The organism is Fluoribacter dumoffii NY 23, from assembly GCF_000236165.1.
Classification (GTDB): Bacteria; Pseudomonadota; Gammaproteobacteria; order Legionellales; family Legionellaceae; genus Legionella; species Legionella dumoffii.
In genome coordinates, this window is the sequence record NZ_CM001373.1 from 3485338 (window position 1) to 3511837 (window position 26500).

The window sequence follows — 26500 nt, forward strand, 5'->3', positions numbered from 1 at the left end:
ACCACATGAAATGGCTTTTGAGTGTGTTGATGATTACATTACTTAGTGGCTGTTCAAAGCCCCCCGATTTGGATTCTCCCTGCCATCACTTTGGGCAGTATTGCCCTCAGTATCCCATTAACGATGAACCCATTATGGAACTCACAAAATGAACACACTCATGAAAGGTCTAATGGTTATTTTAATGGCTGCGACAATTAGCGCATGTCATCACGAAAACCCATTAAAAACACAACCTGCCAAGGTCAGTGTTACGTTCTTGATCAACGCCTCTGCCAATGCTGAAAAGCGATTGCATTTTGCCATTCACAAAGATGCTTACGGCTTTGTCTATCTGGAGTGTATGGAAGGCAAGCAAAGCCCTGACATCGAATGTGATGCACTATACCAAGGCATGATTACCTTTGCTAAGGAAGGTCATTATTCGGACTTCGAAACGATAACGCTGGCTGATTTAACTGACCAAAATCTTTTTGAATCACTGGCTGATCATTATGCCGAAACAGCGGCCACCATTTGGCCTCATTTTGTTTCAGGAACTTAAACCATGAGTACATTACAGTTTGACAATTTCATCATACAGCTTGCAGGTGAAGTGGATAAGCTGACCAATCACTTTGTTTTTGATGGCTACACGGCGCTTGCAACACTCCTTAAAGCCCCATTGGGAGCCATGATTGTTCTTTACATCATTTTGAAAGGCTATGGAATTGCTTTGGGTGTAATCGAGAGACCCCAGCATGAATTGTTTCGATTAAGTATGCGGGTTGGATTGATTTACATGATGGCCATGAACTGGGATCTGTTTTCATCCTACATGCGCGATCTGTTTGTATCGGGTAGTGAATCCATTGCAACCCGATTAATGCAAGCGGTGCACAAATACCCATCAGGCGGTTCAATCAATCAGGGATTACAAAACGTGTTGAATGAAATCCTCAAATTGGGTTCGGATTTATTTGATGCAGGATCGCTTAGAAAACTCACGCCCTATTTTGCAGGCATGATGGTGTTTTTATCTGGAAGCATCACGATAGGTCTGGCTTTTATTGAAATCGTCATCGCCAAGCTGATGTTGGCTGTGACCTTATGCACTGCACCCTTATTCATCCTGTTTACCTTGTTTGAGCAAACAAAATCTTTTTTTGACCGATGGCTTGGCGTGCTCGCGGGATTTGCCTTTGTACTTATTTTTGTGTCCAGCGTGGTTGGACTTTGCATCCACTTATTGCATTGGGTGACCTATGCCTTTCTAGGTAATACGGATGAACTGACTGCAGCCATTTGGGTACCGATTTTTATCGTGGCCTGTCTCTGTGTTATGGGCATCACACAAGCCGTTGCCATTGGCAAAAGCATTGGTGGTTCGGTGTGCACTTCGGCTGGCTCTGCCATGGTTGGAGGCTTTATTGGTGGCAGTTTAGGGGCATGGGGATTTTCGAAGTCCTCCGTTAAAAAACCAATAAATACCCTGCGTCAAGGTTTAGGAAACGCATCGCGTCTGATGGAAAAGGGCAAGCAACTGGGATCAGCCAGTCACAATGTATTTAAGCAACTGCATAAAAACCTGCGAAGAGGAGCATCATGAGCAAAACCAATTTGAATGATTACTTTAAACGTGCGCGAAGTTGGGCGGACGATCAGTTTGGTCGAATCGAACAATCACGAAACCGCTACCAAGCCGCATTTTTTTCAGCCATGGGCTTGAATGTAGCGGCTCTTATGGTGATAGGAATGCTCGCGCATTATCAAACTGTAGTACCGATGCTGGTTCATCATTACGACAATGGGGTTACCACCATTGAACCCATAGAGAATAAAGAAACACCGATAAATCGCACACAGATTGAAAGCGATATTGCCCGTTACATTCAATACCGTGAGTCCTATGATGTATCAAGCTATCGCGCTCAATTTGAATTAGTGCACCTACTTTCCAATAGCACGGTTGCCAAGGAATATTTGCAGGAGCAAGATGCTGCAAATGCTGCCTCGCCCATTCATGCCTTGGGGAATCATATCAAGCGAGAAGTTCGCATTTACAGCATTAATTTCCTTGATTCCGTTTTGGCGAATGAAAAAGACCTTCATAAAGATCACCACGCATTGGCAGAAGTGGTATTCAGTCTGATTGATACCGACAAAACCAGTGGAAAAACCATCTCCACGCATTACAACGCCATGATTTCATGGCGATACACCAATCCCCCGGACTCCCCTGAAACCCGTTGGAAAAACTGGGATGGATTTGAAGTCACGCGCTACTCAAGGCAAACCCGTTTAATGGAGGCTCAAGCATGAAAAAAATACTGTTGAGTGCGGCAGTCCTGCTCTTGTCGTTAGGCACCTATGCCCAAAATAACCCAACGTCCTTATCAACAGATACCCGAATCAAAAAGGTGGTTTATCGAGAAAACGATGTGATTCCAGTCCATGGCATTCCCTTTACCACCACGCAAATTCAATTTGCGAAGCAAGAGCGGGTTCTCGATATTGAAGGCGGTGACACCACCGCATGGATGGTGACCTATCACCCGCAACTGGAGAATATGATTTTTGTAAAACCCACGATGTTTGATTCCAATACCAATATGACGGTGATTACCAATCAACGCGCCTATTATTTTAACCTGACCAGTACTAAAAAACTGGAACAGGAGCCAGGCCAAAAAACCTATGCCTTAAAATTTGAATACCCTCAAGCGCAAGCCATTCACACAAAACATACGACTCCAAATAAGATGGTACATCCAAAAGTGGTAAACACGGCTTATCGATTTAGTGGTAGTCCACAGCTTGTTCCTCGTCATGTATTTGATAATGGGAAATTCACCTATTTTGAGTTGAGTGCTCAAGGCAGCGTTCCAGCAATTTTTGCGGTGGATGACCAAAGCGGAAAGGAATCAACCGTTAATACAAGGCGTGAAGGGAAATACATTGTAGTGCAACGTTTAGCCCCGCAATTTACCTTAAGGCAAGGTGGCCTTACGGCTTCGGTCTTTAATACACCAGAAATCAATCGTATCAGAGCAAACAGGAGGCCAAAATGAGCATTGATGATAAAAAGCTGGAGGATTCTTTGGGCAATCGGACTCAGGTTGCTAAAAACCCAAAACACACAGCAATCAAAGACAAGTTGTTGCTCGCAGGCGTCGTGGTGATTTGTATTGTCATCGGTATAGGCGGGTTACTGCCCCAGCGAAAAGCAAATACCGTAAATGAACCCGATGAAAAACAGAGTTTAAGCATGGCCTTAAACCAAAATCTGGAGCTGATCGCAGCCCTTAAAGAGAAGAATGCAAAAGCGCAATCGGGTTATAAAGGTGGCGACCCAAGCCATCCCCCCTTTCTAAAAGCGGTGGAAACCCATACGGTCAGTAAGGAAACTTTAGCTCGAATGAATGCCCCTTCCACTTTTTTTAATTCAGGAGGTAATGAGGTGAGCAGTAATGCAACGGGCGGCGAAGTTCAAACCAGAAAAACCCTCACTGGCCGTGATGGAAATTCTGAATTTTTGAATCAGCAAAATGATATTACGTCGGTTTCTGCAAAACGATTACCGCATCCGGCCATGACCGTACCCGCCGGAGAAATGATTCCAGCAACGCTCGAAACAGCCATTAATTCGGAGTTGGCGGGGATGGTACGGGCAATTACAACACGGGATATCTTTGCCTTGGAAGGCAGTAAATTACTAATCCCCAAAGGCTCTACTTTAGTCGGACAATTTAATACCGCAACCACCCAAGGCCAAAGCCGACTCTTTGTTGTATGGAATCGTCTACAGATGACCAATGGCGTGATTGTGACCTTAAATAGTCCCGGCAGTGATCCAATAGGTCGTTCAGGACAAGCGGCTGATTATATTGATCGTCATTTCTTTGAGCGTTTCGGCAGCGGTGCGCTATTGTCTGTTCTGGGTGCGTATACAGCAACAGGTGGCGTTCATGGTCAGGACGAATACAACTCCATGTCACAATACCGCATGAACATTGCGAGCAGTTTCCAACAGGCAGCAAATCAAACACTTCAGCAGGACATGCAAACACGCCCGACTTTGCAAATCAATCAGGGAGCTGCCATTAACGTCTTTGTAGCCCACGATCTTGATTTCTACCGTGTAGCTGGGAGGGCATAATATGGAATCCATCAAAGCCTGCTTCTCTCCCGGCGCAACAGGGCTGCTCTCTCCCTTGCAGGATTTTTTGGAAGATGAGCACGTCTCTGAAATTTTAATCAATAAGCCCCATGAGGTCTTTATCGAGCGAAACGGCCAATTAATTCGTTTTGATATTCCGGTATTAACGCCACAATACTTGCGCCGTTTATTTTTGCTCATTGCCAATGAAAATAAACAAACTCTTTCGGAGTCTTCGCCCGTGCTTTCTGGAAATCTGGTCGATGGCTCAAGGGTACAACTGGTGATTCCTCCGGCTTCACTTTATGAAACCCTGTCCATCCGAAAATTTACTTTAAAACAGGTCAGCTTCGAAGAGTATAAAGCGATGGATTTTTTTTCATCGGCGCGTGGAGTAGGAATTAAGGAGTATTCGGAGTGCCTTGATAAATCCGATGAGCTGCTTGAACTCTACGATGCGAAAAACTGGCATGAATTTATAAGACAAGCGATTTTACAGAAGAAAAATATCATCATATCGGGTGGAACCTCTTCAGGTAAAACAACTTTTTTAAACAGTTGTGTAGGCCAAATACAGCTTCATGAACGCTTGATTACCCTTGAAGACACTTATGAAATGGATGTCCCACACACCAATATCGTTCGTCTAAGAGCATTAAAACAAGTTGGAGAGCAAACACAAAAAGTCACCATGCAAGATTTGGTTCAATCCACCTTAAGACTGCGTCCAGACCGCATTATCATGGGTGAAATTCGCGGACGAGAACTCTTTGATTTTGTATCAGCCTGCTCCACGGGGCATAGCGGTGCACTTGCAACCATACACGCCAACAACCCAAGAGTTGCCTTCATGCGCATGGCGCAACTCTACAAACTCAATCAGGTTGCAGGCATGGATGAAGTTGATATTTACAAGGTGTTGCATGAAGTCATTGATGTGATAGTTCAGTTGCAAAAAACGAATAGCGGCAGACGTTTGGCGGAGGTGTATTATAAACATGCGTAATCCAGGGATTGTTGCCATTGCCTTGATATGTGGGCTTGCCGTAACCAGCCAAATTGCGGTGCTGTTAACAGGTATCGCTCAATGGGCAAGTCCGCTGGCGCTGGTTGATTTACTAAGACATGGATTTTATTGGGAAACGGCCATAGCGGGTTGTGTCACCGCTCTTTTGGTGAGTTGTGTGGTTGGCTTTTTGAAACAAGGATTTTATCGATACCTTTCACTTTTATGCAGTAGCTCCTTGCTGAGTGGGCTGGCCGTTTTTCTATTGGGATTTGAACTTTATAGCTATATTTTTTTAGGATTTGTGCAAAGCCCTTCGGGACTCATGGAGCTTGTCTCTCTTCATTATCAAGAACCTGATTTATGGCACCGCTTCCTAACGGTTGAAGGTATTGTTTTTCTCATGACGTTTTTGGCTATTGTAATTTATTTGTTTCATTGGCTTAGACCAGACAACAAGGCGCTTGGTAACGCACATTTTTCAAACGGCTTTGAAACTAAGCGAGCAGGATTTTTTGAGCGTCAGGAGCAAAGCATCATTATTGGCAAAAAATACGCTGCGCCACTTTATTCACACGGCTTTGAACACGTTCTGGTTTTTGCGCCCACCGGAAGCGGTAAAACACGAAGTATAGGGATCCCCAATCTTTTTCACTACCCATTCTCTGTAGTGTGTAATGATGTAAAACTCACGCTTTTTAAGACTACATCAGGCTACCGTGAAAGTGTTTTGGGACATCGGTGCTTTTGCTGGGCACCAGCCGATGAGAACCGACTCACTCACTGTTACAATCCTTTATCGTTAATCTCTGATGACAAAATTCAACGCCTGACCGACATCCAGCGCATAGCCCATATTTTGATGCCGGACAATAAAAAGTCCGACCCCATTTGGCAGCAAGCCTCACGTAAGTTATTTAAAGTGGCTGTACTGTACTTGCTGGATACCCCCGACAGACCGATCTCACTTGGCGAAATAAACCGCTTGGTCAAACAGGCTGGATTTGATGATTGACTGGCCTCTGTTTTGGAAGAAACTGAACATCTCGACCCAGAGTTTTATCGCAACGGATACTCTTATCTGAATAATCATGAAAAAACGAGAAGCTCGATTCTTGAAACCTTTTCCGGCTATTTTGAATTATTCGATGATCCAACCATTGATGCAGCCACAGCACGTTCTGATTTTGATTTACGACAATTAAGACGTGAAAAGATAACGATTTATATAGGGTTTACCGATGATGATATGGAACGGCTCTCACCACTATTAACGCTGTTTTGGCAGCAACTCATTTCAGTCATGATTAAAAACCTCCCCGATCCGGTGGAAGAACCCTATCCTTTGCTGTGCCTAATTGATGAATTTTCATCTCTAGGCCGTATCGAAAGACTCAGACGCTCACTTAAATTACTGCGCGAATACCGTGTGCGTTGTGTGCTCATCATGCAATACATCGCCCAAACCTATGAACAATACACCCATGATGAAGCCAAAGCCTTTACCAACATTAAAACCAAAATAGCCTTTGCCACCGAAGACATCCACGATGCAGAGTATGTCAGTAAATTGTTAGGTACGCGCACCGTGAAAGTATCCGCAGGTTCAACCAGCACCCAAACCCAAGGTTATTCGGAATCTAAAAGCTACAACTATCAGGCCATCCCTTTATTACGGCCGGATGAAATCATGCGTTTACCTGAAGATCAAACCCTGATTATGCGAACAGGTCATACTCCTGTAAAAGCTGCGCAAATGATTTGGTATCAAGATTCTGAAATGAAGCGATTAACTTGCGGCGCGACACCCGTGCCTCAGCAATCGATTCAACATCATCCATTTATTCATCACAAATCTTTTAAACCATCACTTTTAGAGGTATTAGAAACATAAATGAAAAAACAACCCCGGCAGCCTAATATGGATGAGTGGCTGCTTGATTCGATGCATGGATTGCACGATGGGGATGACGAAGAAGTTCACCAATTAACGCCATCACATTTTTTAAACTCAGCAACTTACGATTATGTACGCGCTATACATCCTAAACGAAGGCCTTACTGGCTTGAACGGCAGATAAGGCTATTGATTTCGCGATCAATATGGCCGCGTATTTTAATAGCACGTTGCCGATTAGTATTGGCTACCTCTTTGCCACTCTTAACAGAATGGCATTTGGAACTTATTGAAAACTTGCTGACTGCTATTCGATTAACGATGCATTATTTGGGAATTATATTGCATAGTTTGAGGCTCCTCATGAATTTGGCTTCTTTATTAGAGCCTTTATTTACTGACCCGTCTCCACTGGAAGGCATAAAGCAACAGTTTGATCGCTCTTGGTTTGAGTTATTTCTTGATAGCCATAGCCTGATTTCAGCATTTATTCCATCCAACTATTTGATTACTTCATGTGCCTTGTCAGTATTGGAGCTAGGATTATTTGCTTTTCGTGGATTGAATGAATACAACCGGATATCCTCTTTTAAAATACTTTTTAGTGACCAATTGAAAAATGCAGGATTATCCGAAGAGTGCCTGATTGAGTTAAAAAAATCTGAAGCCCATGCAACAGCAATGCTCAATCACACTTACAAGAAACTGGTTCTTAATTTAGTGATTTTATCCAGTTCAATACTTCTCTTTGTTTTTAGGCATTTTGTTGTCCCATCAGTATCACTGACACTAGCTGCCAATCCAATTGTTCCTTTCATTTTTGCTATTCTTACCTTGACCTTATCTCTTGCCAATCATTACATTAGCCAATATTTGGAGCAAGAGAAACCAAAGGTCAAAATGGCTGATTTATCTGGGAAAAGTTCAACATTTAAAACGCGAAATAATTTTTTTAAAGTTAACGCTCATGCTCCTGCACCTGATGCTGAGCACGAATTTGAATTTTCTGCGCCATCTTTGGAAGTTCCTGCTTCAAGGAACTCATCAACGCTTTGTTGCCTGTAATGGCGACAGCCACAGTACGTAAAGAGTGATTAAGCTGCTGGTTCTTATGACCAGTAGCTTTCGCATGTTGTTGAGTTAATTGTTCATATTGAACTAATAAAGGATGCGTTTCTTTAAGTTTTTCCCAAGTACGTTGTTTGTATTGCTGCTGGATTTGTTTTATTTGCGTTATAAGTCCTTGTGAACATTTGTTGTGTTTCGTAGCCAAATGGCTAATGTGAATAGCATCTTTTTTCAAATCAATTTTTGCTGCCTGCTTTATAATATGCTCTGGAAGTGTCTTTGCTAAAGAAGATTCTGCTATAACATCAATAGCCTGATAACGAGCATAACGCTCAGCATAAGTTTTAATCGCTTGAATCACTTTAGGAGACGGAGCCACTTTATCTAAAGATTCTTTTTGTATAATTTGTGCTGCATGCCTGTCCCGCTCAATGCTTCGTTGGTACAGCTCTGCAAACTGCGGCAATTCTGATTGATTCAATCCTTTAAGAGCAGCTTCTTTTTCCATTCCTTTAAACTGTTTCCTTAAATCGGATGCTTCATCGAGTAAACCTGCAACTTGTTGCGCGGTAAAACGTACATTTTGTTTTTCTGCCAATTTGGTTTTACTCTCTTGGGCATTTAGATACGCTTCGTAATTCACAATGTAATTCCATTTGTCTTTAATTGTATGTGCGGATTTAGTGATGTAGTTAATCACCTTACCAATCAAACTTTCTGAATCAAAACCAGCACGTAATGCAAAATCAAGCGGCCAATCAATCACGTTATCTTTAGTGACACTGCGAGACAAAGTTCTGGTTAAAGACTCTAAATCAGGATGGTAATGTTTGTTTGTATAAATATTTAGCTTTTCTCGATGACGAGTCATTGCCACAAAGGCCAGGTTTCTGTCCCAATAGGGGCTATCAATGAAGACACTGGCATGATTCACTGTCATACCCTGAGCTTTATGTACCGTCAATGCATAACCATAGTCAATAAATCGGTATGATTTTGGGATAGTAATTTGTTCGCCACTATCAAGCATAGCGGAAAATTCATTGGAATTGATATGAGTAATTGTTGCAAGATCTCCATTTCGAACCCCTAATTGACTGTCGTTTTGACGCAGTAAAATCCGCTCTCCTTGGGCAAGCATTAACTTTCGAATGCCATTTTTCGAGTGATATTCAAATTCTTTATCTTGCACCATTCCTTGTTTCTGCATAGCATCCCGTGCTTTTCCATTTAAGGTGTCCACCGTTGCACGGGTAAATGCCAACATCATATGTTCTTTAATGGATTGTGGATTAAGACCTTTTTGCCATTCATCAACTAATCTAATTGTTGCATCTTCACTATCGTCTAAACTATGTATCGCCCCTTTGGATGAATAATGTCGTATTGCTGCATCAGTATCCCCCTTAGCCAGAGCAAGACTTGCCTTCCGATCTTCAAGATCGCGTTGTCTTGTAATGTTTTCTAATTCGATATAACCTGTGCGTGCAGCTATGCCTCTAAAAATCTCTCCTTGGTGAATAGGTTTCAATTGATCAGGATCACCAACCAATACAATTTTGGCGCTCGCTTTATTAACTGCATCTAATAGATAGGCCATGCTTGAGAAATCGATCATTCCAGCCTCATCAATAATTAAAACATGATCTTTAGTCAGGGTAAGTTTTTCCGTATTTAAACGATAAATTAAAGATGCAATGGTTGATGAATTGATGCCTGTTTCTGCTTGCAGTACTTTTGCTACTTTTCCAGAAAGTGAAGCACCCAATACCCTACAATTATTGGACTCATAATGCTCTTTAAGTGGTTTTAGCAAATAACTTTTACCAACACCGGGACGGCCAATTAATACGCTAATATCAGCACCATGGGCAATAAAACGCATTGCTTCAGTTTGTTCTTCATTCAAATGATATTGATTAATCAATTTATCCAAAGAATTATGAACCGCATGTGATTTTCTTAGATGTAATTGCTCCACATCTTCCAGTAACTTTCCCTCCTTAATGTAATGATCACGTGTTGTGTATGAGTCGACTCCTCGATTATTTACGCCTAATTTGATGATATTTTTATGTTCTAAAATTTCTGCAACAAAGTTTAAATAGTCATTTGCATTGTTGGTTTTCTCAAATGTTTTAAATACTAATCGCTCTATGTCTCGTCGTGTGAATACACTATGAGTTCGCATGATTTTCTGAATAAATAGTTCAGGATTAGACAACACAAGTTCAGCTCGCGCCTCCTTGATTAACTGGTTTTCTTCAAGAATATAACTATTCGGTTTATCACGTAATCGACCAGTATGCCGCTCACTAATCACATGATTTAAATCAACTGATAGATCAAATTGATGTTCTATAAAAAATTGATTCTGAAAATCACGCCATTGTGCGCCCCAATAATCCTTTTCAACAATAAATTTATTGGCAAAGGTTGGATTAAGATCTCGAGCTTTATATCTTGAGAAACTATTTTTTTCCAATCGTCTTGTAGTAACAAGAATGTGAGCATGTGGATTTCCATCATCATGATCATGAATTGCAATATCAGCAGGTAAACCATGATTAACAAAATGCAGTTGCGCAAAACTTTTAGTTATTTCTATTTGTTGCTCAAGATTCAATTCTTTAGGTAGTGCCAAAACAATGTCTTTGCAAATCTGAGCGTCTCGCCTTTTTTCAGCAAGCTCTGCTTGATTCCATAAAAATTCGCGATATTCAAAATCAGTTGAAGTACCTTCGGGCAAAAGAACGGTTGAATAGCGCACATCATGGCGATTTGAATAATCATGAGTTTTGCCTATGCGGGAATCAAAGAGTTTTACGCCTGCGCGGTAACTACTGGCAGCAAGGGCACTATGTCCTTTTGCGCGGCTATGAATTGATACATGAGCAAAAGCAATCGCCATGAACACACCAATCTAAAGTGATCCATCGGTTGCTTTTAATAAAGTGGAGAAAATGGCTTATCCATTAAGTCTTTTCTGTTGAGCCGTTCTAATTTAGCAAACATTCGAATGAATGTATATTGCGCCCTAGCTTTTCGCTTCGGGATTTTGAAGTTCGCTGCGCACAATTTATTGATAAAGACCTCTTGCTTTTAGAGATCTGGCATTGTACGCTGAATCTGTTAACTCATTTGCGGAGATATGATTATGTCAACGAAGACAGTATCGCAAATGGAAGCTATACTCATGGATAAAATAGAACAAGCTAAAGTGAAACTTGTCCAACTACAACAAAAGCACAAAATAGAAATAGGCTCGCTAGCCTATAAAAATGGGCTTCATCAACTTGATTTAAAGCAATTAGATTTTATATTTGCCAAAATTGCAAAGGAGTTGAACCATGACCCTCTATAAAAAAATAATCACACAAGAACAACTTATAACGCGATTAAAAAATTCAGTAGCCTCAACAAATTTAAAGAAACGCCGGGCGGATACTAGACGTAAAATTGAATTTGGAGGATTAATAATTAAATCGGGAATTGATGTCTATAATAAATCCATTATTTTAGGAGCTCTGGATTATACATTGCGGTTAATTGAACAAGACGCTTCATATCAAAACTTATTCGAAGCTCGCGGGGATACTTTGTTTCTTCTTAAATCTTAGAGTAGCCAAATTTTAGGTGAATATGTTAAATTTAGCAAAAACCAAATTTAAAGATTTTTTATTTTCGTTATATATTAAAGTAAGCATCTTTATCATTAAAAAAACTATTTTTTATGAAGGTAAAATTAAAAGACGTTTGAAAGATAGTTTGTCTTATAAAATTAGAATTTTTTATAATAAAAGTATGATCGGCGAAAACCCATTAGTTGATGAATTGATAAACATAACAGCTAATGAGATTCTTGATATACCAAACTCCCCTGATTCAATCACTCAGTTTAATCGTGCAGAAATTGAAGAAATTACTTCTACCATATCTTCAGACAAAGAAATAAATGTTATAAAGTCTTTAAATTTTCAATTATCAGCAGTTAAAAATTTTTATTTAAGTACATTTATCATTTCTAAGGATGAGAGTTATAAGCATGAGATGCATTCCGATATTGCAAAAGCTATTCAATATGGGGAATTAATTATTAATAAAGACAAGCCTGATTTTAAACAGTTATCACAAAAATCCAATCAAATATACTCAGCAACTTTAAAAGAATTTATTAATAAAAATCAAAATAGAAGTTTTCACCATTTGAGCTATACATTTTTAAATATAAGTAAATTTTTAACCATTCTTGTTTTAGCTGTACTAGCCTTATCTTCTACTTATGAATATGGATATTTTTCATATTTTGAAATTAGTATAAATTTTATTCCTTTTACTTATCAAGATATTATCTTAGCATCCTTTCAATGGGTAATAATTATAGGTCTTGGAAGTTTATCAGCGCTATTATTTTATTTAATTTATAATAGAATGACATACGGATTTAGCTTAAAGGAAATTGAAAAAATATCACCAACAAAAGCTTATACTAAAGACGGATTTATTTTTACACTTTATACATTTCTGGCATTTATACCTTTAGTAATAATTATCCCGGATAAAAATTTTCAGAACTATACAATTTTAATTTGTGTTTCTTATCTTTGGAATCAACTAATAATCCACTTATTTAATCATCCAAGAATTTTAATTAAAAGACCTTTTTACATAAAGTATTTAATAACTTACACACCTCTCTTTTTATTACTATTTTTTATTTGCGGTCAAAATCAAGCAAACTTTGATCTAAAGAATGCAAAATTTGACAGTTGTATTAATTGCTCAGAAGATAAAAAAATTACTAATATTTCAATTTTAAAAACTTTGAGTAAGGGAATTGTTTATTACGATAAGTATAAAAGCATTAATTTTATTCCTTACGAACAAATCAAATCTTTAAAATTTGCTTAATTTGGTTCTTAGAATCCATAATTCCTCATGTTAATAATCAACATAAGTTATAATATTTTGAAACTTGGCTTCCAACCAATGTGAGGAGCTTCGTTTTAGGAGGCCAACTACAAATCCGATATTTTAATAAAGATTAACTTTGATTAGGCACGAATAACTAAATGATTATGGTTTGTTCTTAAGTCCTTATGAATTGAATAAAATTATTGAAATTAATTAATCTTAATTATATATTGCAAAAGGTTTATAGGATGTAGGATAGCTTCAAATGGAATTTTTAGATTTTTGCAATGCGATTAAAGAATCTGTTAAAAATTATAACAAACTTAATGGGGTTTTAAAAAATAGCCTAATTTTATTAGCAGAGTTAGATAAGCTCATCGAAAGCCATGATCTTAATCAACCTCTCTGCATGACCCAAGCAACGATTTTATTTGAAGGTTTTTACCGTCATCTGAGCACAGGATTTCTTAAACATGAGTTTCAGCTTATTAGAGCTAATCGGTGGGCACATCACTTTGGCACACCCACAATTACTTTCCTTCTATCATTCAAAACACAGATTGATCAAACAGTAAAACTCTTTGTTGAATTAACCGAAGAAGTAGAGCCTCTTGAGCCCCCATGGAATATTTCCAAAACTGAGGGGCTTAGCATAGATCATGATAATAAAATTGTTACTAATACAAAAAGTATTACTCATGTAGAAGCACCATCATCCAGAGAAAGTACCGGTATATTTACAAAAACACATAATCCTTTCGGTGGGTTTACAACAACGCCCTGTGATCCAGTTTCTCAGAAATTTATTGAACATGCAGCTTTATCAGCTAAGCAAGGAGGTAAGGTACTGGAAATAGGTGCAGGCTTTGGTGCAGCAACATTGGAAGCAATTGCAAAAGGGGCTACTGTATTTTGCAATGATATGGAGCCGGAGAATTTAGCTGTTGTTCGTCAACGCTACTTAGAATCTACAGATGAATTGACTGAATCCTTAACAGGTGATAGCAGCAAACTAATTCTTGTACCCGGCGAACTGCCTAATGAACTCATTGGCCTTCCTGAAAGCCAGTTTGACGCCATTTTGATTTGTCGTGTTTTACATTTTTTCTCAGGTGCAAAAATAGAAGAAGCATTGGCTTTATTATCAAAACTGCTGACTCCAAATGGAAAAATATACATCGTTTGCGAAACACCGTTTTTGAAAAACTGGCAGCGCTTTATTCCTGAATTCAATAGACGAGTCGAGAATAATGAAGAATGGCCTGGTGAAATAACTGAACCAGCCAAGTATGAAAGTAGTGGACGGGCTAGCTCGTTACCTAAGTTTGTGCATTGGATCACAAAGGAAGTATTAGAACGGAGTTTAATGAAAGCTGGTTTTTCAGTAGAACACTCCGAATACATAAATAGAAAGGGACAATTTCCTGATGATTTATTATTGCCAGAATATGGTAAAGAGAGTATTGGTGCAATTGGAATGATTTGAGTAATGGATTATGAAAAAGATTGGTTGGTATGAATGGTTTGCTGGCATGCTAAAAGAATTTGTAGCTGAAACAGCAAAAAAATCTCAATATGAGATTGTTGATATTTTTGAGTGTAAAAAAACTGGCTTCACAAAAGCAGTAATTAAGTTGTCTGAGAGACATACAAAAGAAAAAAATATAAGCGATATAATTATGGACAATGAGTTAATTGAGAACCTGGATACTAAAACTGTCCGCACTTTAACTTATATGGCTACTGTAGAGCGATTAAAGCCTGATTACTCTATCGTGGTACAGCATATGACCTCTGAAGTAGATGAGTATTTACTTGAAATAAGATCTAAATCTAAAGCAACTACTATAAGAAAATCTCCTTCCGAACTTTCAAAAGACAAAGAATTAATAGCAAAATTTAAACCTGAAGATGCTAATAAAATTGGCTATATGGCTGGAGTTAGAGAAACTGTAAAAGAATATCAATTAGTTAATAAAGATAAATAGTAGTAGAAAGGAGAGGTTTTGAGAAAGGAAGTTTTTGACGCATTAACCCGAAAAAAGCAATATAAATACCCCTATTTATTGTTAGGTCTTTATTTAACTTTTTTGTTATCAACGGTTTGCCTAGCAAGCAGGATAACTCAGATTGGATCGATGCTTGAGCCTGGAGGTATTTTTGTATTTCCTCTTACTTTTAGCATTTGTGATATTGTTGGTGAGGTATATGGATATGCATACCCCAGATTATTTATTTGGATTGGCGTTTTAGCTGAGTTTTTATTTTCTTTAGTTGTAATTATTGTATCTCATTTACCCGCACCAGAGTTTTTCACACAAGCATCAGCATATGAAATTGTTTTTGATCCTACATTAAGGTATGTAGGTTCGGGGCTTGTTGGCCTGCTTATTGGTGAGCTGACTAATGTTTATCTTTTATCAAAGTGGAAGATTTTTTTAAAGGGTAAGTTTTTTATAATGAGAAGCCTACTATCAACAGCATTAGGACAAGCCTTACTCACAATAGTTGTTGATATGCTTAATTATTTTGGCAAGCTAACTGAACATCATCTTGGATGGATGATGATTTGTGGTTATTTATGGAAGATGAGTTGTGCAGTCCTAATGGTTTTTCCTGCTTGGTTAGTCGTGAAATATCTAAAGAATGTGGAGCAAGTAGACCATTACGATATTCATACAAACTTTAATCCATTTATATTTGGATTACATGAAGAAATTCCTAATGACTACAAACTTAATATTGAATCCGTACCTCAATAAGTGTCCCTAGAATTCGATCATGAGGTTTGTCTAATTTTGTTAATTTAAGGTTTCCATCTTCTAAGCCTTGCCGTAGATAAAAGGTATTATTTTCGATAAATAATCTATTAAAGGCGATTATTCCTTCCTTAAATAAGTGCACGATTACGAAGTCCCTATCCTTAGGAGTTTTACCTGAATCAAAGATTAGAAGACTATTTTGTTGAAAAAGAGGCTCCATTGATGTGTCAGGCATAATTAACGCGAAAGAGTTTTTGTCAATTTTCTTATCAATTAATATTTCTTGTGTGTCTTGAGTTTTGGCTGTTCCTGAAGCCCATTCTTTTAATGACCTCCATTGAATGACAGGTATAGTACTAATCTGCAGGTTCTCTTTAACAGCATCAGGAATAACCGCAGGCAGAGGCTCCCGACCAATTAATTCATCGATTGAAACAGAAAAATAACGAGATAATTCTTCGAGTGCTTTTTTCCGTGGATTTTTCGTAGAGCCAGTTAGAATGTGATGAATAGTTGGTTGAGGTATACCAGTTAAACGAGCTAACTCACTAACAGAAATATTCCCATGTATTCTCATGAGTTGTTGCAAATTCTCGCTTAACGTCATATCAGCCATTAATAATAACCCAATAAAATGAATAAATTTATTCAAAAATAGATTGACAAAAACATACCCTAATATGTAAATTATCATTAATTGAATAATTTTATTCAATTAAACTGCTAAAATAATATTAACTAGAATAATTATCGCCAATATACCATGTTGCTGATTAGTTCACCAAATAAAATTGCGAGATAATTTGACATTTAATGAATAAGTTAGCTACTGGATAAGATAGTCAAAGGAGTATTATTCATGGATAACAATTCCAAAGTACAAATTTATAAAGGAATTATTCAATATCTTTTGGAGTCAACTAACTACACCTTAAAAAATATTGCAGATCTTTCTAATTCCCCAATTAAAATTATTCGTGCAATCTATTGCGATAACTTCGTACCACTTAATTTTTCTTCCGAGCTGCAATTAGTACGACTATATCAAATGATTCTTGAAATACACACTCAAGAAAAACAATTTAAAAAATATTTACCTCTTCCTAAAGGCTTTCGGCAACTCAGCGCATCAATGGAGTGATATATCGTGAAATGGGTAAAACTAAAAAAATATTGCCAAGATACTGGAGATACTACAAACGCAGTGCATTGCAAACGTAAGAGAGGAATATGGCTAGATGGCTTACATTGCAAATTGGGACCAGATGGTAATTTATGGATTAACTTGGTTGAGGTTGAAAAATGGGTGGAAAACGGCGATCAAGCGACGCTCCAAAAACTGCAAATGGGGTAGTTGTCAGAAAATGGCCTTCAGGGAAAACGACCCTAAGAATCAGTTTTTATTATCGTGGAGTTCGCTGCTTTGAACCCATTAAAATTGAGGCTACAGCTGCAAATATAAAATATGCAGAACGACTTCGTGGTGAAATTTTAAATGCTATTGAACGCGGAACTTTTTCTTATACTGATTATTTTCCTAACTCAAAGCGTGCCTATATCTTTGGGCATGTTAAATCTAAAATAACCATTGGTGAGTTGCTTCGAGAGTTTTTAGAAGAAGCAAAATCAACTAAAGAAGCGAGCACTTTCCGCGGTTATAAGCGTGTTTGTGATGGCCACCTATTCCCAATGTTTGATACAGTTAAAATTCAGGATTTACAGCCTGCCATACTCAGGAAATGGATTAGGAATCTTAATTGTACTACTAAAACTGTGGCGAACATTCTAATCCCACTGCGCGCCGTCATAGAGCAAGCACTAGTGGATCAATACATCAAAGAAAACCCTCTTAATAGCATTATTGTCGATAAATTACTTAATAAAGAAACAAAAAAGAGTGACTATAAACCAGATCCATTTAGTGTGGATGAAATAAACCTCATTTTAAATAATTCAGAAGGTCAGGTACGGTTATTGTTTCAATTCGCTTTTTTCACAGGTTTAAGGGTATCAGAACTGATCGGGTTGAGATGGGAAGATGTAGATTTTCAAAATCAAATTATTCATGTTGAAGAAACAATTGTTGCAAAAGAAGCGAAAGGGCCAAAAACTGAGGCAGGAGTTCGAGATGTCTTATTATTACCCCCCGCCTTAGAAGCATTAGAGCAACAAAAGCAATATACTTTTTCTTTAAAAGGAAGAGTATTTCATAATCCACAAACGAACAAACCTTGGGAAACATCACAGCAAATTCGCCGTACTCAATGGATGCATATCTTAAAACGAGCAGGTATCCGCTATCGCAACACTTATCAGACTCGGCATACTTATGCATCAATGATGCTATCTCAAGGGGAAAACATTATGTGGGTATCTAGGCAACTAGGACATGTTGATGTTGAAATGGTCATTAAGACTTATGGCCGATGGATACCAGATAGTTCATCGCAATCAGGGTATCGTCCGGTACACGATTGGAGCCGCCATTTGGGATAAAATATTTCTTATTTATATCAAGGTTACTTTATGAATATTTCAAAAAAATTTGCAATATTACATATAAGCTATAATTGAATGATGATGTAAATTAAGGAAGATATTGTCATCATGCTTATTGCTTGCAATGAATTAAAACCCTGGATTCCTTTTTTTAGTGCCTTTATTGGAGCAATTATAGGTTTTATCTCCTCATTTTCAGTTGCGTATTATTTGCAAAATAAAAAGGACATACAGGCACACCAAGATTTTATAAAGCAAAAACTCGAAGACTTATATATAACAACAATATCAATTGGCACACAATATAACCAAATCTATCAACAAGCATTGTTTCATATTAATAAAGAGGACTTTAAACCAGGAAGTATACCTAATACAGGGACAAAAGAAACAATAGATATACCTCCTTTAGTACGCTGTGAAATGCTTTTAAATCTTTACTTACCTATTCTTAGAGAAAAATTTAAGCACTTTATAAATTTAAAAGAAAAATTTGGAACTTTGTTTGGTAAAGTTATCACGACTAACTATTCCCATGTACCCAAAAAAGAAAGACAAGAGATTACCAAAAACATAACTGATCTTTATTTTGAGATTGATAGTAGTTTAAAAAAAATTCAAAAAGAAATTTCAAATATTACGAAATAAAAGTTTGTTTAAAGATTTAAATAGTGCCGCTATGGTGCCGCGAGATGAGGAAGTATGTATTTATACCTTATAAATCAAGGAGTTAATTGGTGGAGGCGGCGGGAATCGAACCCGCGTCCGCAAGCCCTCTGCCTTCAGCTCTACATGCGTAGCCGTGTCTTTTGATTTAACTGTGCATTCTCCGACGGGCAGGATACTACACAGCGATTCCCTGAATTTCGCGCCTTAATACGGGATGGATTAGGACGCTAGCTTATCTCTTATGACCGTTGATTCGATACCGATAAGCGGGCTCGGTCGAACGGGATACTGGGTTTATTGGCCAGTACACAGTGATGGTTCAACTAAAGTGCTTATTAGGCAGCGATAGCTTCTCCACCAGCAAAGTTTTCATCGTTTGCATTTATATTTAGTTGAGTCTGATTTACGAGAGTTCTCATTCTCGGCATGCACCTCTGGTTTTGCAACCCACGTCGAAGCCAGGTCGCCCCCTTTATGTACATCTTAATTATAACATAAAATGTACACAGATGAGCAGCTTTTCTTTGGAAAATTCATTCGTTTTGCAAGAAACTTCCCTTGTTTAAGGTACTGCTTTAAACCAGGGTTATCTTAACCCTGGATGCCGTTATGGCGTAAAAAAGCATCTACTGTTGCCTGGCGGCCCCGAAATTCCTTATAAGCTTCAGCTGCTTTTTTCGAACTGCCTGCTTCCAGGATGCAATGCAGGAAATCATGTCCGGTTTGGGGGTTTAATACCCCTTCTTCTTCAAAACGGGCAAAGGCATCGCTGGATAACACTTCTGCCCAGCTGTAGCTGTAATAACCTGCAGCATACCCGCCTCCAAAAATATGGCTAAAACTCTGTGGGAAGCGATTGTAGGCAACAACCGGGACCACACTGGTTTTGGAACGTACATCAGCAAGGATTTCCTCAACAAAAGAATTCAGGTTGGGGTTGTATTCGTGATGAATACGAAAATCAAATAAAGAAAACTCCATTTGCCGCAACATGGCCATAGCGGATTGGAAATTTTTTGCTGCAACCAAGCGTTCAAAAAGGGAATTGGGGAGGGGCTCGCCAGTGTCCACATGGGCCGTTAACACGGCCAAACCACTTTCCTCCCAACACCAGTTCTCAAAAAATTGGCTGGGTAATTCTACCGCATCCCATTCCACGCCATTAATGCCTGAGGCGCCCAAATAATCGACCTGGGTTAAAATATGATGCAGGCAATGGCCAAACTCGTGGAATAAAGTCACCACTTCCTCATGAGAGAGCATCGCTGGTTTGTTGGCGGAAGCTTTGGCAAAATTACAGGTCAAGGTTGCAATAGGCAACTGCACGCTCCCATCCTCCAAACGTCTGCGGCTTTGCAATGAATCCATCCAGGCACCACTGTGTTTGTTCGGCCGCGCAAATAAGTCCGTGAAAATATAACCGCGCACATTATTGTGCTCATCGGCCACACAATAGCATTGTACGTCCTTATGCCAAATATCAACGCCTTTGATTTCCTCAATGGACATCCCATACAGTTTTTTAACCAGTTCAAAGAGGCCTTGCATGACTTTGGGCTGGGGGAAATAAGGGCGCAAGTCTTCCTGGGATAAAGTAAATAGCGCCTGTCTTCTTTTCTCAGACAAATAACCAATATCCCATGGCTTTACCGGATTAATTTGAAATTTTTCCGCGGCAAACTGTTCCAGCTGCTTGAACTCGGTTGTTGCCTGGTTATGGATTCGTCCCACCAAATCATCCATAAAATCGCGCACCTGGCTGGTGGACTCGGCCATTTTTGTCGCCAGGGATAATTCTGCATAATTATTAAAACCTAAAAGTTGTGCCTTTTCATGGCGTAAAGCCAAAATTTCCTGAATCAGGGGTGTATTGTCATAAGTGTTGGCATTCGGACCCTGGTCTGAAGCTCTGGTAATATAAGCCTGATACATTTCCTCACGCAGGGCGCGATCTTCTGCATAGGTCATCACCGCTGAATAACACGGGTACTCCAGGGTAAGCAGATGCCCTTCAAGGCCTTTTTCTGCAGCAACTTCTTTTGCAGTATTCAAGGCATGCTCGGGTAACCCCGCCAAACGCGATGAGTCTTTAATGTGCAGGGTAAATGCCTGGGTGGCATCAAGGATATTATGTTCGAATTGGTTGGTTAACTCATCCAGCCGGGTTTGAATTGCTTCAAAGCGTTTTTTATGTTCTTGATGCAATGCCACCCCTGACAGCTCAAAATCACGCAAACAATCATCAATGAGCTTTTGCTGCACTGGGTTTAGAGCATGTTTATCGATGGATTTGATGGCTTCGTACAACTCATGATTATGCCCCATTGCCGATTCATAAGCAGAGAGCATTGGCAAACAGGCATCGTAGCATTTGCGTAATTGGGGTGAGTCCATCACTCCGTGCAAGTGTGATAAAGGCGACCAAAAGCGTTCCAACTCATCTGCCATATCATCCAAAGGATACATTAAGTTATCCCAGGTATAATGCGGGTTTTCTTTAAGTAAACGGTCCACCTGTTCCAGATGCTTCTTTAGCATCACCTCAAGATGGGTTTGAAAATGGTTCGTATCTATATGACTAAATTGTGGTAATCCAACTTGCGCCGACATGCTTTCCCTTCAAAAAAAGATTCAAGACCTAAAGCATAGCATTCAATTAATAAAGGCTCTATACCTCTAAGGGGATCATTTATGGGGGTTTACAAGCAACACAATGATTCATCCAGTTCCATGTCATCTTCTTCCGTAGACATCGGTTGCAGCTTTATGGGCGGTGGTTCTTTATCGCTAAAAAAACCGAGTTTGCAAAGGGCTGTTGTACGGTCTATTGCATCTTTAGGCCGGCTGTCATTGATCATTTCGGTGAGGGCAAAATTAATCACACAGATCAAAGCCAAACAAATGGCCCCGGCCACCGGAATGATAGGATTCACGGCAAATATGGGGAGCGCGCAACAAATGGACATAAAAATAAGCGTGGTAGTGGCAATATGGGAACCAAGCCGAAATTGCTCAAAAGCAATTTGCTTGTCTATCGCTTCAATGTGCTTCCTTATCGCTTTTTGTTCTTTTAAATCATCCGCTTTATTGAGCATGTTTGTATAGTATTCTCGCAGCTCGAACAAACGGCTCAGTTCAATATAAGTACGGGTAATGGACAAAACGACATCAAGGGCAAATGCGACAAGCGATACATAGAAGGCAAATGGCGCCAACACGCCGGTTAAATAAAAACAATTAATGAGTCCTGTACTTATCCAGTTAAGATCATTACCTAATTCAAACCAACGGCGTTTGATTTGGGTATTAAAACGCACAGTCCATCCTAAAGAGCTCTCTTCCTTTTCCATCCACAAGCCACCAACGGTATGTTTTATGATGACAAAGAGGTTTACGGCCAAGCGGGGGATAAAGAAAATCCACCCCAGGTGGGCGATAAAAGGATCCAAAACACCATCCATAATCCTGACAAATTTAAGGTAGGCATCAGACTTACTGATGAGGGCAATAAAATCCAGGGCACGTTTTGAGCGGGTAAATAACAGGCGAAATAAATTGATTTCGAAAGTTAAGTTGCGGATCTCCTGGGTAAAGGAAAAATCATCCGGCTCATGTTCAGGTTTTTTGGGAAAACTCTTTCCCAGTTTTGCGAGTAATTCACGATATAAACTTTGTTGCCGACGTAAACCCCTGACTTCTCGGGGTATAATCAGGTAATGCTCATAAATGTGCTCTAAAAGTTCAGCCAGCATCAATGCAGCAATAAGCTGTTCAGTAAGCTCCTCTTTATCTATTGGTTTTTTGGACATAAACCTGGATTGCAGTTGCTGACCCAATAAACTGTATTCGAGGTTCAATAGCAAATGGAGCGGGACTATCTTCCGATAAAATTCAGGCCCCAATCCCTTGATACTTTCTGAGAAAGACCAGTTTGCAGGGTTTTGTGCTGCCTGATTTAAGAAAAGCTCAGGAAAGATTTCACTTAAATGTCGGATTATTGGGGTCATGATGTCCTAAAATGAATTTGGGATATCAAATAGACAAGTTTATATTAATCATTTGTTTATTGTCTATTAATAAATTTAACAGTAAAAAAATCGGTCTGATTATATATAAATTCTGCATAAAAGGAAATTTTGCTTAATTCCTGGGCTTTTGCGTTAAAATTAGCGGAAACATGCAAATGAAAAATTCCTCTTGGGGAAAACCCTTATTAAGCTTGTGGCGATCTATACTATAGTTAGATATTTTAGCGTTTTAGTACGCTCACAAGGCACCGAAATAGCACAAATTTAAACCTTTTTGCCAAATAATGATCAAAAATGAACTTATTTTTCTTGCTGATTCATGGCTTCTGAGCGACAATATTGCACCGAGTTAAGCACAAGAGAACCCATGAATCTTTCCAAAGAATTAGCCAATGCCATTCGTATTTTAAGTGTAGACGCAGTAGAACAAGCGCAATCTGGACATCCAGGAATGCCATTAGGAATGGCAGACATTGCCACGGTTTTGTGGAGAAAATTTTTAAAGCATAATCCCAAAAACCCACACTGGTTTGATCGGGACCGTTTTGTTTTATCCAATGGACATGGCTCCATGTTGCTTTATTCTTTACTTCATTTAACCGGATACAAACTTTCTCTGGAAGACCTCAAGCAGTTTCGTCAATTAAATTCGAAAACACCAGGACATCCGGAATTTGGCCATACGCCTGGGGTAGAAACAACAACAGGCCCGCTGGGGCAAGGCCTGGCAAATGCCGTAGGTATGGCGTTGGCTGAACGGGTTTTGGCAACGCACTTCAATCGCGATGCGTTCAATCTAGTGGATCATTACACCTATGCCTTTACTGGCGATGGTTGCCTCATGGAAGGCATTTCCCATGAAGCATGTTCCCTTGCAGGGACTTTAGGGTTAGGAAAATTGATCGTTTTTTATGATGACAATGGAATATCCATCGATGGTAAAGTAGACTCCTGGTTTACCGATGATACCGCTGAACGTTTTAGAGCCTATCATTGGCAGGTTATTGAAGCCGTAGACGGCCATGATATGGATGCAATTGAACAAGCCATCCTTAAAGCTCAGGCCAATACCTCCCAACCCACCCTGATTATCTGCAAAACCGTCATCGGTCTTGGTTCCTCTGTAGCAGGAAGTGAAAAAGCCCATGGCTCTGCATTAGGTGCGAAAGATGTAGCGCATGTTCGTGAGTATTTTAAATGGGAGCATGAGCCTTTTGTGATTCCCGACAGCATTTACCAGCAGTGGAACCATGTAGAACAAGGCGAAAAAGACGAGCAGCAATGGATAATGCTTTTAAATAAATACCAGCAGCACTATCCTCAAGAGCATTATGAATTTTTGCGTCGCATTAATGGCGATCTTCCTGATGATTGGGAAAGTCAAAGCCAGTCCTTATTTGCGCTGTGTCTCGATAATGAGAAAGCCATTGCTACCCGAAAAGCATCGCAGCAATGTATCGAGCATTTTGCTCGTTTTCTTCCCGAAATGCTTGGCGGTTCGGCTGATTTAACCGGTTCCAATAACACCGACTGGTCAGGCAGTAAAGCCATCACCGCTGAAGATTACTCAGGAAATTACCTCTATTATGGGGTACGTGAGTTCGGTATGGCAGCCATTATGAATGGCATCGCAGTCCACGGGGGATTTATTCCTTACGCGGGAACATTTCTGGTGTTTGCAGACTATGCGCGAAATGCGGTGCGCTTAAGTGCCTTAATGCAACAGCGCGTTATTTATGTCTTTACCCATGATTCGATTGGTTTAGGTGAAGATGGACCCACGCACCAACCCGTCGAACATGCATCCATGTTACGCATGACACCGGGGATGACCGTCTGGCGTCCTGCAGATTTAATGGAAACAGCCGTTGCATGGAAACACGCTTTGGAGCATCATAATGGCCCGACATCTTTACTGCTTTCAAGGCAAAATCTCCCTGCCTTGCCTCATGGAACAACAGCAGCCGAGTTAATTAAAAAAGGAGGTTATATCATTGTGGATTGTGATGGCACCCCTGACGCCATCTTAATCGCAACGGGCTCAGAAGTTCAGCTGGCAGTTGCTGCTGCAGAGCAAGTGAACGCACGGGGACTTAAGGTGAGAGTAGTTTCCATGCCGTGCGCGGAACGATTCTTGGAGCAAGATCAAAGTTATAAAAATGATGTATTGCCCCAAAACATTGAGGCCCGTATCGCAATTGAAGCCGCAAGTTCTGCTTACTGGTATCAATTTGTTGGCTTAAAAGGTGTGGTCATTGGCCTGGATCGTTTCGGCGTTTCCGCCCCTGCTGCCCAAGCCTATGAATACCTGGGAATTACTGTAGAGCGTATAATTAATGCATTAGAAACATTGATAGAAGAAAAATAATAAAGAACGTATAGCCTCGATGAAGCAAGGCTAGGCCGGAAGAAAAATTGCCGCTTGGGCTTTGCCTTCACCAATACGCGGTTAGACGCTCATAACTTGAGATAAGTAACTCATTACAAAAATTGGAGAGAAGTAATATGACAATACGTGTCGCGATTAATGGCTACGGTCGCATTGGCCGTTGTATCCTGAGAGCAATTTTTGAGTCCAAAAAACAAAATGAATTTGAAATCGTTGCCATCAACGATTTATCTGCGATTGATGTTACAGCACATCTCACGCGTTATGATACTACCCATGGCCGTTTCGCATCCGACGTGAGTGTCGAAGGCGACATGCTTATCATTGACGGCCATGCAATTAAAATCATTGCCGAACGCAATCCTCTGAATTTGCCCTGGAAAGAATTAAACATTGATTTGGTTTTGGAATGCACAGGCTTCTTTACCGAGCGTGAAAAGGCGATGCAGCATATTTCTGCAGGTGCAAAAAAAGTACTGATTTCCGCCCCCGGAAAAAATGTGGACGCAACCATTGTTTATGGCGTCAACCACCACACCCTCAAAAGCTCAGATCTTATCGTTTCTAACGCATCATGTACCACCAATTGCCTGGCACCAGTGGTTAAACCATTAAATGATGCCCTGGGCATTGAAGCAGGTTTATTAAATACCGTGCATGCCTACACTAATGATCAGATGCTTTTGGATGGAAGCCATGAGGATCTGCGACGTGCCCGTGCAGCAGCCCATTCCATAATCCCAACCAAAACAGGTGCCGCAGCAGCAGTTGGCCTGGTATTGCCTGAGTTGGCAGGAAAACTGGATGGTTTTGCGATGCGTGTCCCCGTTCTTAATGTATCTGTTATTGATTTAACCTTTACTGCAAAGCGTGATACTACAGCCCAGGAAGTAAACGATATTGTACGCCAGGCAAAAAGCCGCATCTTGCAAATCAATGATGATCCTTTAGTTTCTTGCGATTTTAATCATAATCCTGCATCAGCTATTTTTGATACCACGCAGACCAAAGTGTTTGGGAATCTGGTAAAAATCGTAGCGTGGTATGACAATGAATGGGGCTTTTCAAACCGTATGCTCGATACTGCACAACAAATGATGAATTGCTAATATCCCGTCTGGAGATAACTG

Annotated in this window: 24 protein-coding genes, 1 other RNA gene and 1 pseudogene; 21 read left to right on the plus strand and 5 right to left on the minus strand. The window is 39.7% G+C overall.

All coding sequences use genetic code 11. The features are described 5' to 3' along the window. The first annotated feature begins 5 nt into the window (after nt 1–5). From lvhB7 to KYQ_RS16015, 9 genes and pseudogenes are all read left to right on the plus strand, one after another. The gene (gene lvhB7 / locus KYQ_RS19650; protein WP_019350296.1) at nt 6–152 is read left to right on the plus strand and encodes a T4SS-associated protein LvhB7; all 147 of its coding nucleotides are present in this window, start codon (nt 6–8) and stop codon (nt 150–152) included. Then, nucleotides 149–544 (plus strand): T4SS-associated protein LvrD, encoded by a 396-nt coding sequence (gene lvrD, locus KYQ_RS15980; protein WP_019350297.1) that lies wholly within the window; start codon nt 149–151, stop codon nt 542–544. The genes lvhB7 and lvrD overlap by 4 nt, the downstream gene beginning before the upstream one ends. Nucleotides 545–547: 3 nt before the next feature. Continuing rightward, the gene (locus KYQ_RS15985; protein ID WP_019350298.1) at nt 548–1588 is read left to right on the plus strand and encodes a TrbL/VirB6 family protein; all 1041 of its coding nucleotides are present in this window, start codon (nt 548–550) and stop codon (nt 1586–1588) included. Further along, entirely contained in the window at nt 1585–2301 is a 717-nt protein-coding gene (locus KYQ_RS15990; RefSeq protein ID WP_019350299.1) for a VirB8 family type IV secretion system protein, read from the plus strand. The genes KYQ_RS15985 and KYQ_RS15990 overlap by 4 nt, the downstream gene beginning before the upstream one ends. Then, the gene (gene virB9 / locus KYQ_RS15995; protein ID WP_019350300.1) at nt 2298–3050 is read left to right on the plus strand and encodes a P-type conjugative transfer protein VirB9; all 753 of its coding nucleotides are present in this window, start codon (nt 2298–2300) and stop codon (nt 3048–3050) included. The genes KYQ_RS15990 and virB9 overlap by 4 nt, the downstream gene beginning before the upstream one ends. Next, a complete protein-coding gene (locus tag KYQ_RS16000; RefSeq protein ID WP_019350301.1) occupies nt 3047–4138 on the plus strand; it encodes a TraB/TrbI/VirB10 family type IV secretion system protein in 1092 nt (363 codons plus the stop codon). Before virB9 ends, KYQ_RS16000 begins: the two co-directional genes overlap by 4 nt. Nucleotide 4139: 1 nt before the next feature. Further along, nucleotides 4140–5144, plus strand: coding sequence for a P-type DNA transfer ATPase VirB11 (gene virB11 / locus KYQ_RS16005; protein ID WP_019350302.1), 1005 nt, complete (start codon nt 4140–4142; stop codon nt 5142–5144). A 403-nt stretch (nt 5145–5547) separates the two neighbouring features. Further along, nucleotides 5548–7038, plus strand: a pseudogene (locus tag KYQ_RS18440) (type IV secretory system conjugative DNA transfer family protein). Next, nucleotides 7039–8106: a hypothetical protein gene (locus KYQ_RS16015; protein ID WP_029489073.1), complete on the plus strand. Its 1068-nt coding sequence runs from the start codon at nt 7039–7041 to the stop codon at nt 8104–8106. Here KYQ_RS16015 and traA read toward each other — a convergent pair. Continuing rightward, nucleotides 8000–11020: a Ti-type conjugative transfer relaxase TraA gene (traA, locus tag KYQ_RS16020; RefSeq protein WP_019350305.1), complete on the minus strand. Its 3021-nt coding sequence runs from the start codon at nt 11018–11020 to the stop codon at nt 8000–8002. The genes KYQ_RS16015 and traA overlap by 107 nt on opposite strands. Nucleotides 11021–11266: 246 nt before the next feature. Between traA and KYQ_RS16025 the strand changes: the two genes are divergently transcribed. The 6 genes from KYQ_RS16025 (at nt 11267) to KYQ_RS16050 (ending at nt 15785) form a co-directional block, all read left to right on the plus strand. After that, entirely contained in the window at nt 11267–11473 is a 207-nt protein-coding gene (locus KYQ_RS16025; RefSeq protein WP_019350306.1) for a hypothetical protein, read from the plus strand. Beyond that, on the plus strand, nt 11460–11729 hold the full coding sequence (locus KYQ_RS16030) for a conjugal transfer protein TraD (RefSeq protein ID WP_019350307.1): 270 nt from the start codon (nt 11460–11462) through the stop codon (nt 11727–11729). Before KYQ_RS16025 ends, KYQ_RS16030 begins: the two co-directional genes overlap by 14 nt. Nucleotides 11730–11751: 22 nt before the next feature. Continuing rightward, the gene (locus KYQ_RS16035) at nt 11752–13020 is read left to right on the plus strand and encodes a hypothetical protein (RefSeq protein ID WP_019350308.1); all 1269 of its coding nucleotides are present in this window, start codon (nt 11752–11754) and stop codon (nt 13018–13020) included. A 268-nt stretch (nt 13021–13288) separates the two neighbouring features. After that, nucleotides 13289–14509, plus strand: coding sequence for a class I SAM-dependent methyltransferase (locus KYQ_RS16040; RefSeq protein ID WP_019350309.1), 1221 nt, complete (start codon nt 13289–13291; stop codon nt 14507–14509). Between the two features lie 10 nt (nt 14510–14519). Continuing rightward, on the plus strand, nt 14520–15011 hold the full coding sequence (locus KYQ_RS16045) for a hypothetical protein (protein ID WP_019350310.1): 492 nt from the start codon (nt 14520–14522) through the stop codon (nt 15009–15011). Between the two features lie 18 nt (nt 15012–15029). Continuing rightward, a complete protein-coding gene (locus KYQ_RS16050; protein ID WP_019350311.1) occupies nt 15030–15785 on the plus strand; it encodes a queuosine precursor transporter in 756 nt (251 codons plus the stop codon). Here the strand turns inward: KYQ_RS16050 and KYQ_RS16055 are convergent. After that, on the minus strand, nt 15760–16500 hold the full coding sequence (locus KYQ_RS16055; protein WP_019350312.1) for a LexA family protein: 741 nt from the start codon (nt 16498–16500) through the stop codon (nt 15760–15762). The two genes, KYQ_RS16050 and KYQ_RS16055, sit on opposite strands and share 26 nt — an antisense overlap. Before the next feature lie 144 nt (nt 16501–16644). Here KYQ_RS16055 and KYQ_RS16060 point away from each other — a divergent pair, with 144 nt between their 5' ends. The 4 genes from KYQ_RS16060 to KYQ_RS16070 all read left to right on the plus strand — a co-directional run bounded on the left by KYQ_RS16060 (nt 16645) and on the right by KYQ_RS16070 (nt 18932). Then, nucleotides 16645–16926 (plus strand): hypothetical protein, encoded by a 282-nt coding sequence (locus tag KYQ_RS16060; protein ID WP_019350313.1) that lies wholly within the window; start codon nt 16645–16647, stop codon nt 16924–16926. A 63-nt stretch (nt 16927–16989) separates the two neighbouring features. Then, entirely contained in the window at nt 16990–17139 is a 150-nt protein-coding gene (locus tag KYQ_RS19765; RefSeq protein WP_489884275.1) for an excisionase, read from the plus strand. After that, nucleotides 17088–18281, plus strand: coding sequence for a site-specific integrase (locus tag KYQ_RS16065; protein ID WP_019350314.1), 1194 nt, complete (start codon nt 17088–17090; stop codon nt 18279–18281). Before KYQ_RS19765 ends, KYQ_RS16065 begins: the two co-directional genes overlap by 52 nt. 111 nt (nt 18282–18392) lie before the next feature. Then, on the plus strand, nt 18393–18932 hold the full coding sequence (locus KYQ_RS16070; protein ID WP_019350315.1) for a hypothetical protein: 540 nt from the start codon (nt 18393–18395) through the stop codon (nt 18930–18932). Between the two features lie 87 nt (nt 18933–19019). Here KYQ_RS16070 and ssrA read toward each other — a convergent pair. The 3 genes from ssrA to KYQ_RS16080 form a co-directional block, all read right to left on the minus strand. Next, nucleotides 19020–19424: a transfer-messenger RNA gene (gene ssrA / locus KYQ_RS18970) on the minus strand. A gap of 120 nt (nt 19425–19544) precedes the next feature. Continuing rightward, nucleotides 19545–21563, minus strand: coding sequence for a M3 family metallopeptidase (locus tag KYQ_RS16075; RefSeq protein ID WP_010655156.1), 2019 nt, complete (start codon nt 21561–21563; stop codon nt 19545–19547). An 89-nt stretch (nt 21564–21652) separates the two neighbouring features. After that, the gene (locus KYQ_RS16080; protein WP_019350316.1) at nt 21653–22960 is read right to left on the minus strand and encodes a hypothetical protein; all 1308 of its coding nucleotides are present in this window, start codon (nt 22958–22960) and stop codon (nt 21653–21655) included. Nucleotides 22961–23348: 388 nt separating this feature from the next. Between KYQ_RS16080 and tkt the strand changes: the two genes are divergently transcribed. Next, nucleotides 23349–25349: a transketolase gene (gene tkt, locus KYQ_RS16090; RefSeq protein ID WP_010655157.1), complete on the plus strand. Its 2001-nt coding sequence runs from the start codon at nt 23349–23351 to the stop codon at nt 25347–25349. A gap of 137 nt (nt 25350–25486) precedes the next feature. Beyond that, nucleotides 25487–26479, plus strand: coding sequence for a type I glyceraldehyde-3-phosphate dehydrogenase (gene gap / locus KYQ_RS16095; RefSeq protein WP_010655158.1), 993 nt, complete (start codon nt 25487–25489; stop codon nt 26477–26479). The last annotated feature ends 21 nt before the right edge of the window (nt 26480–26500 follow it).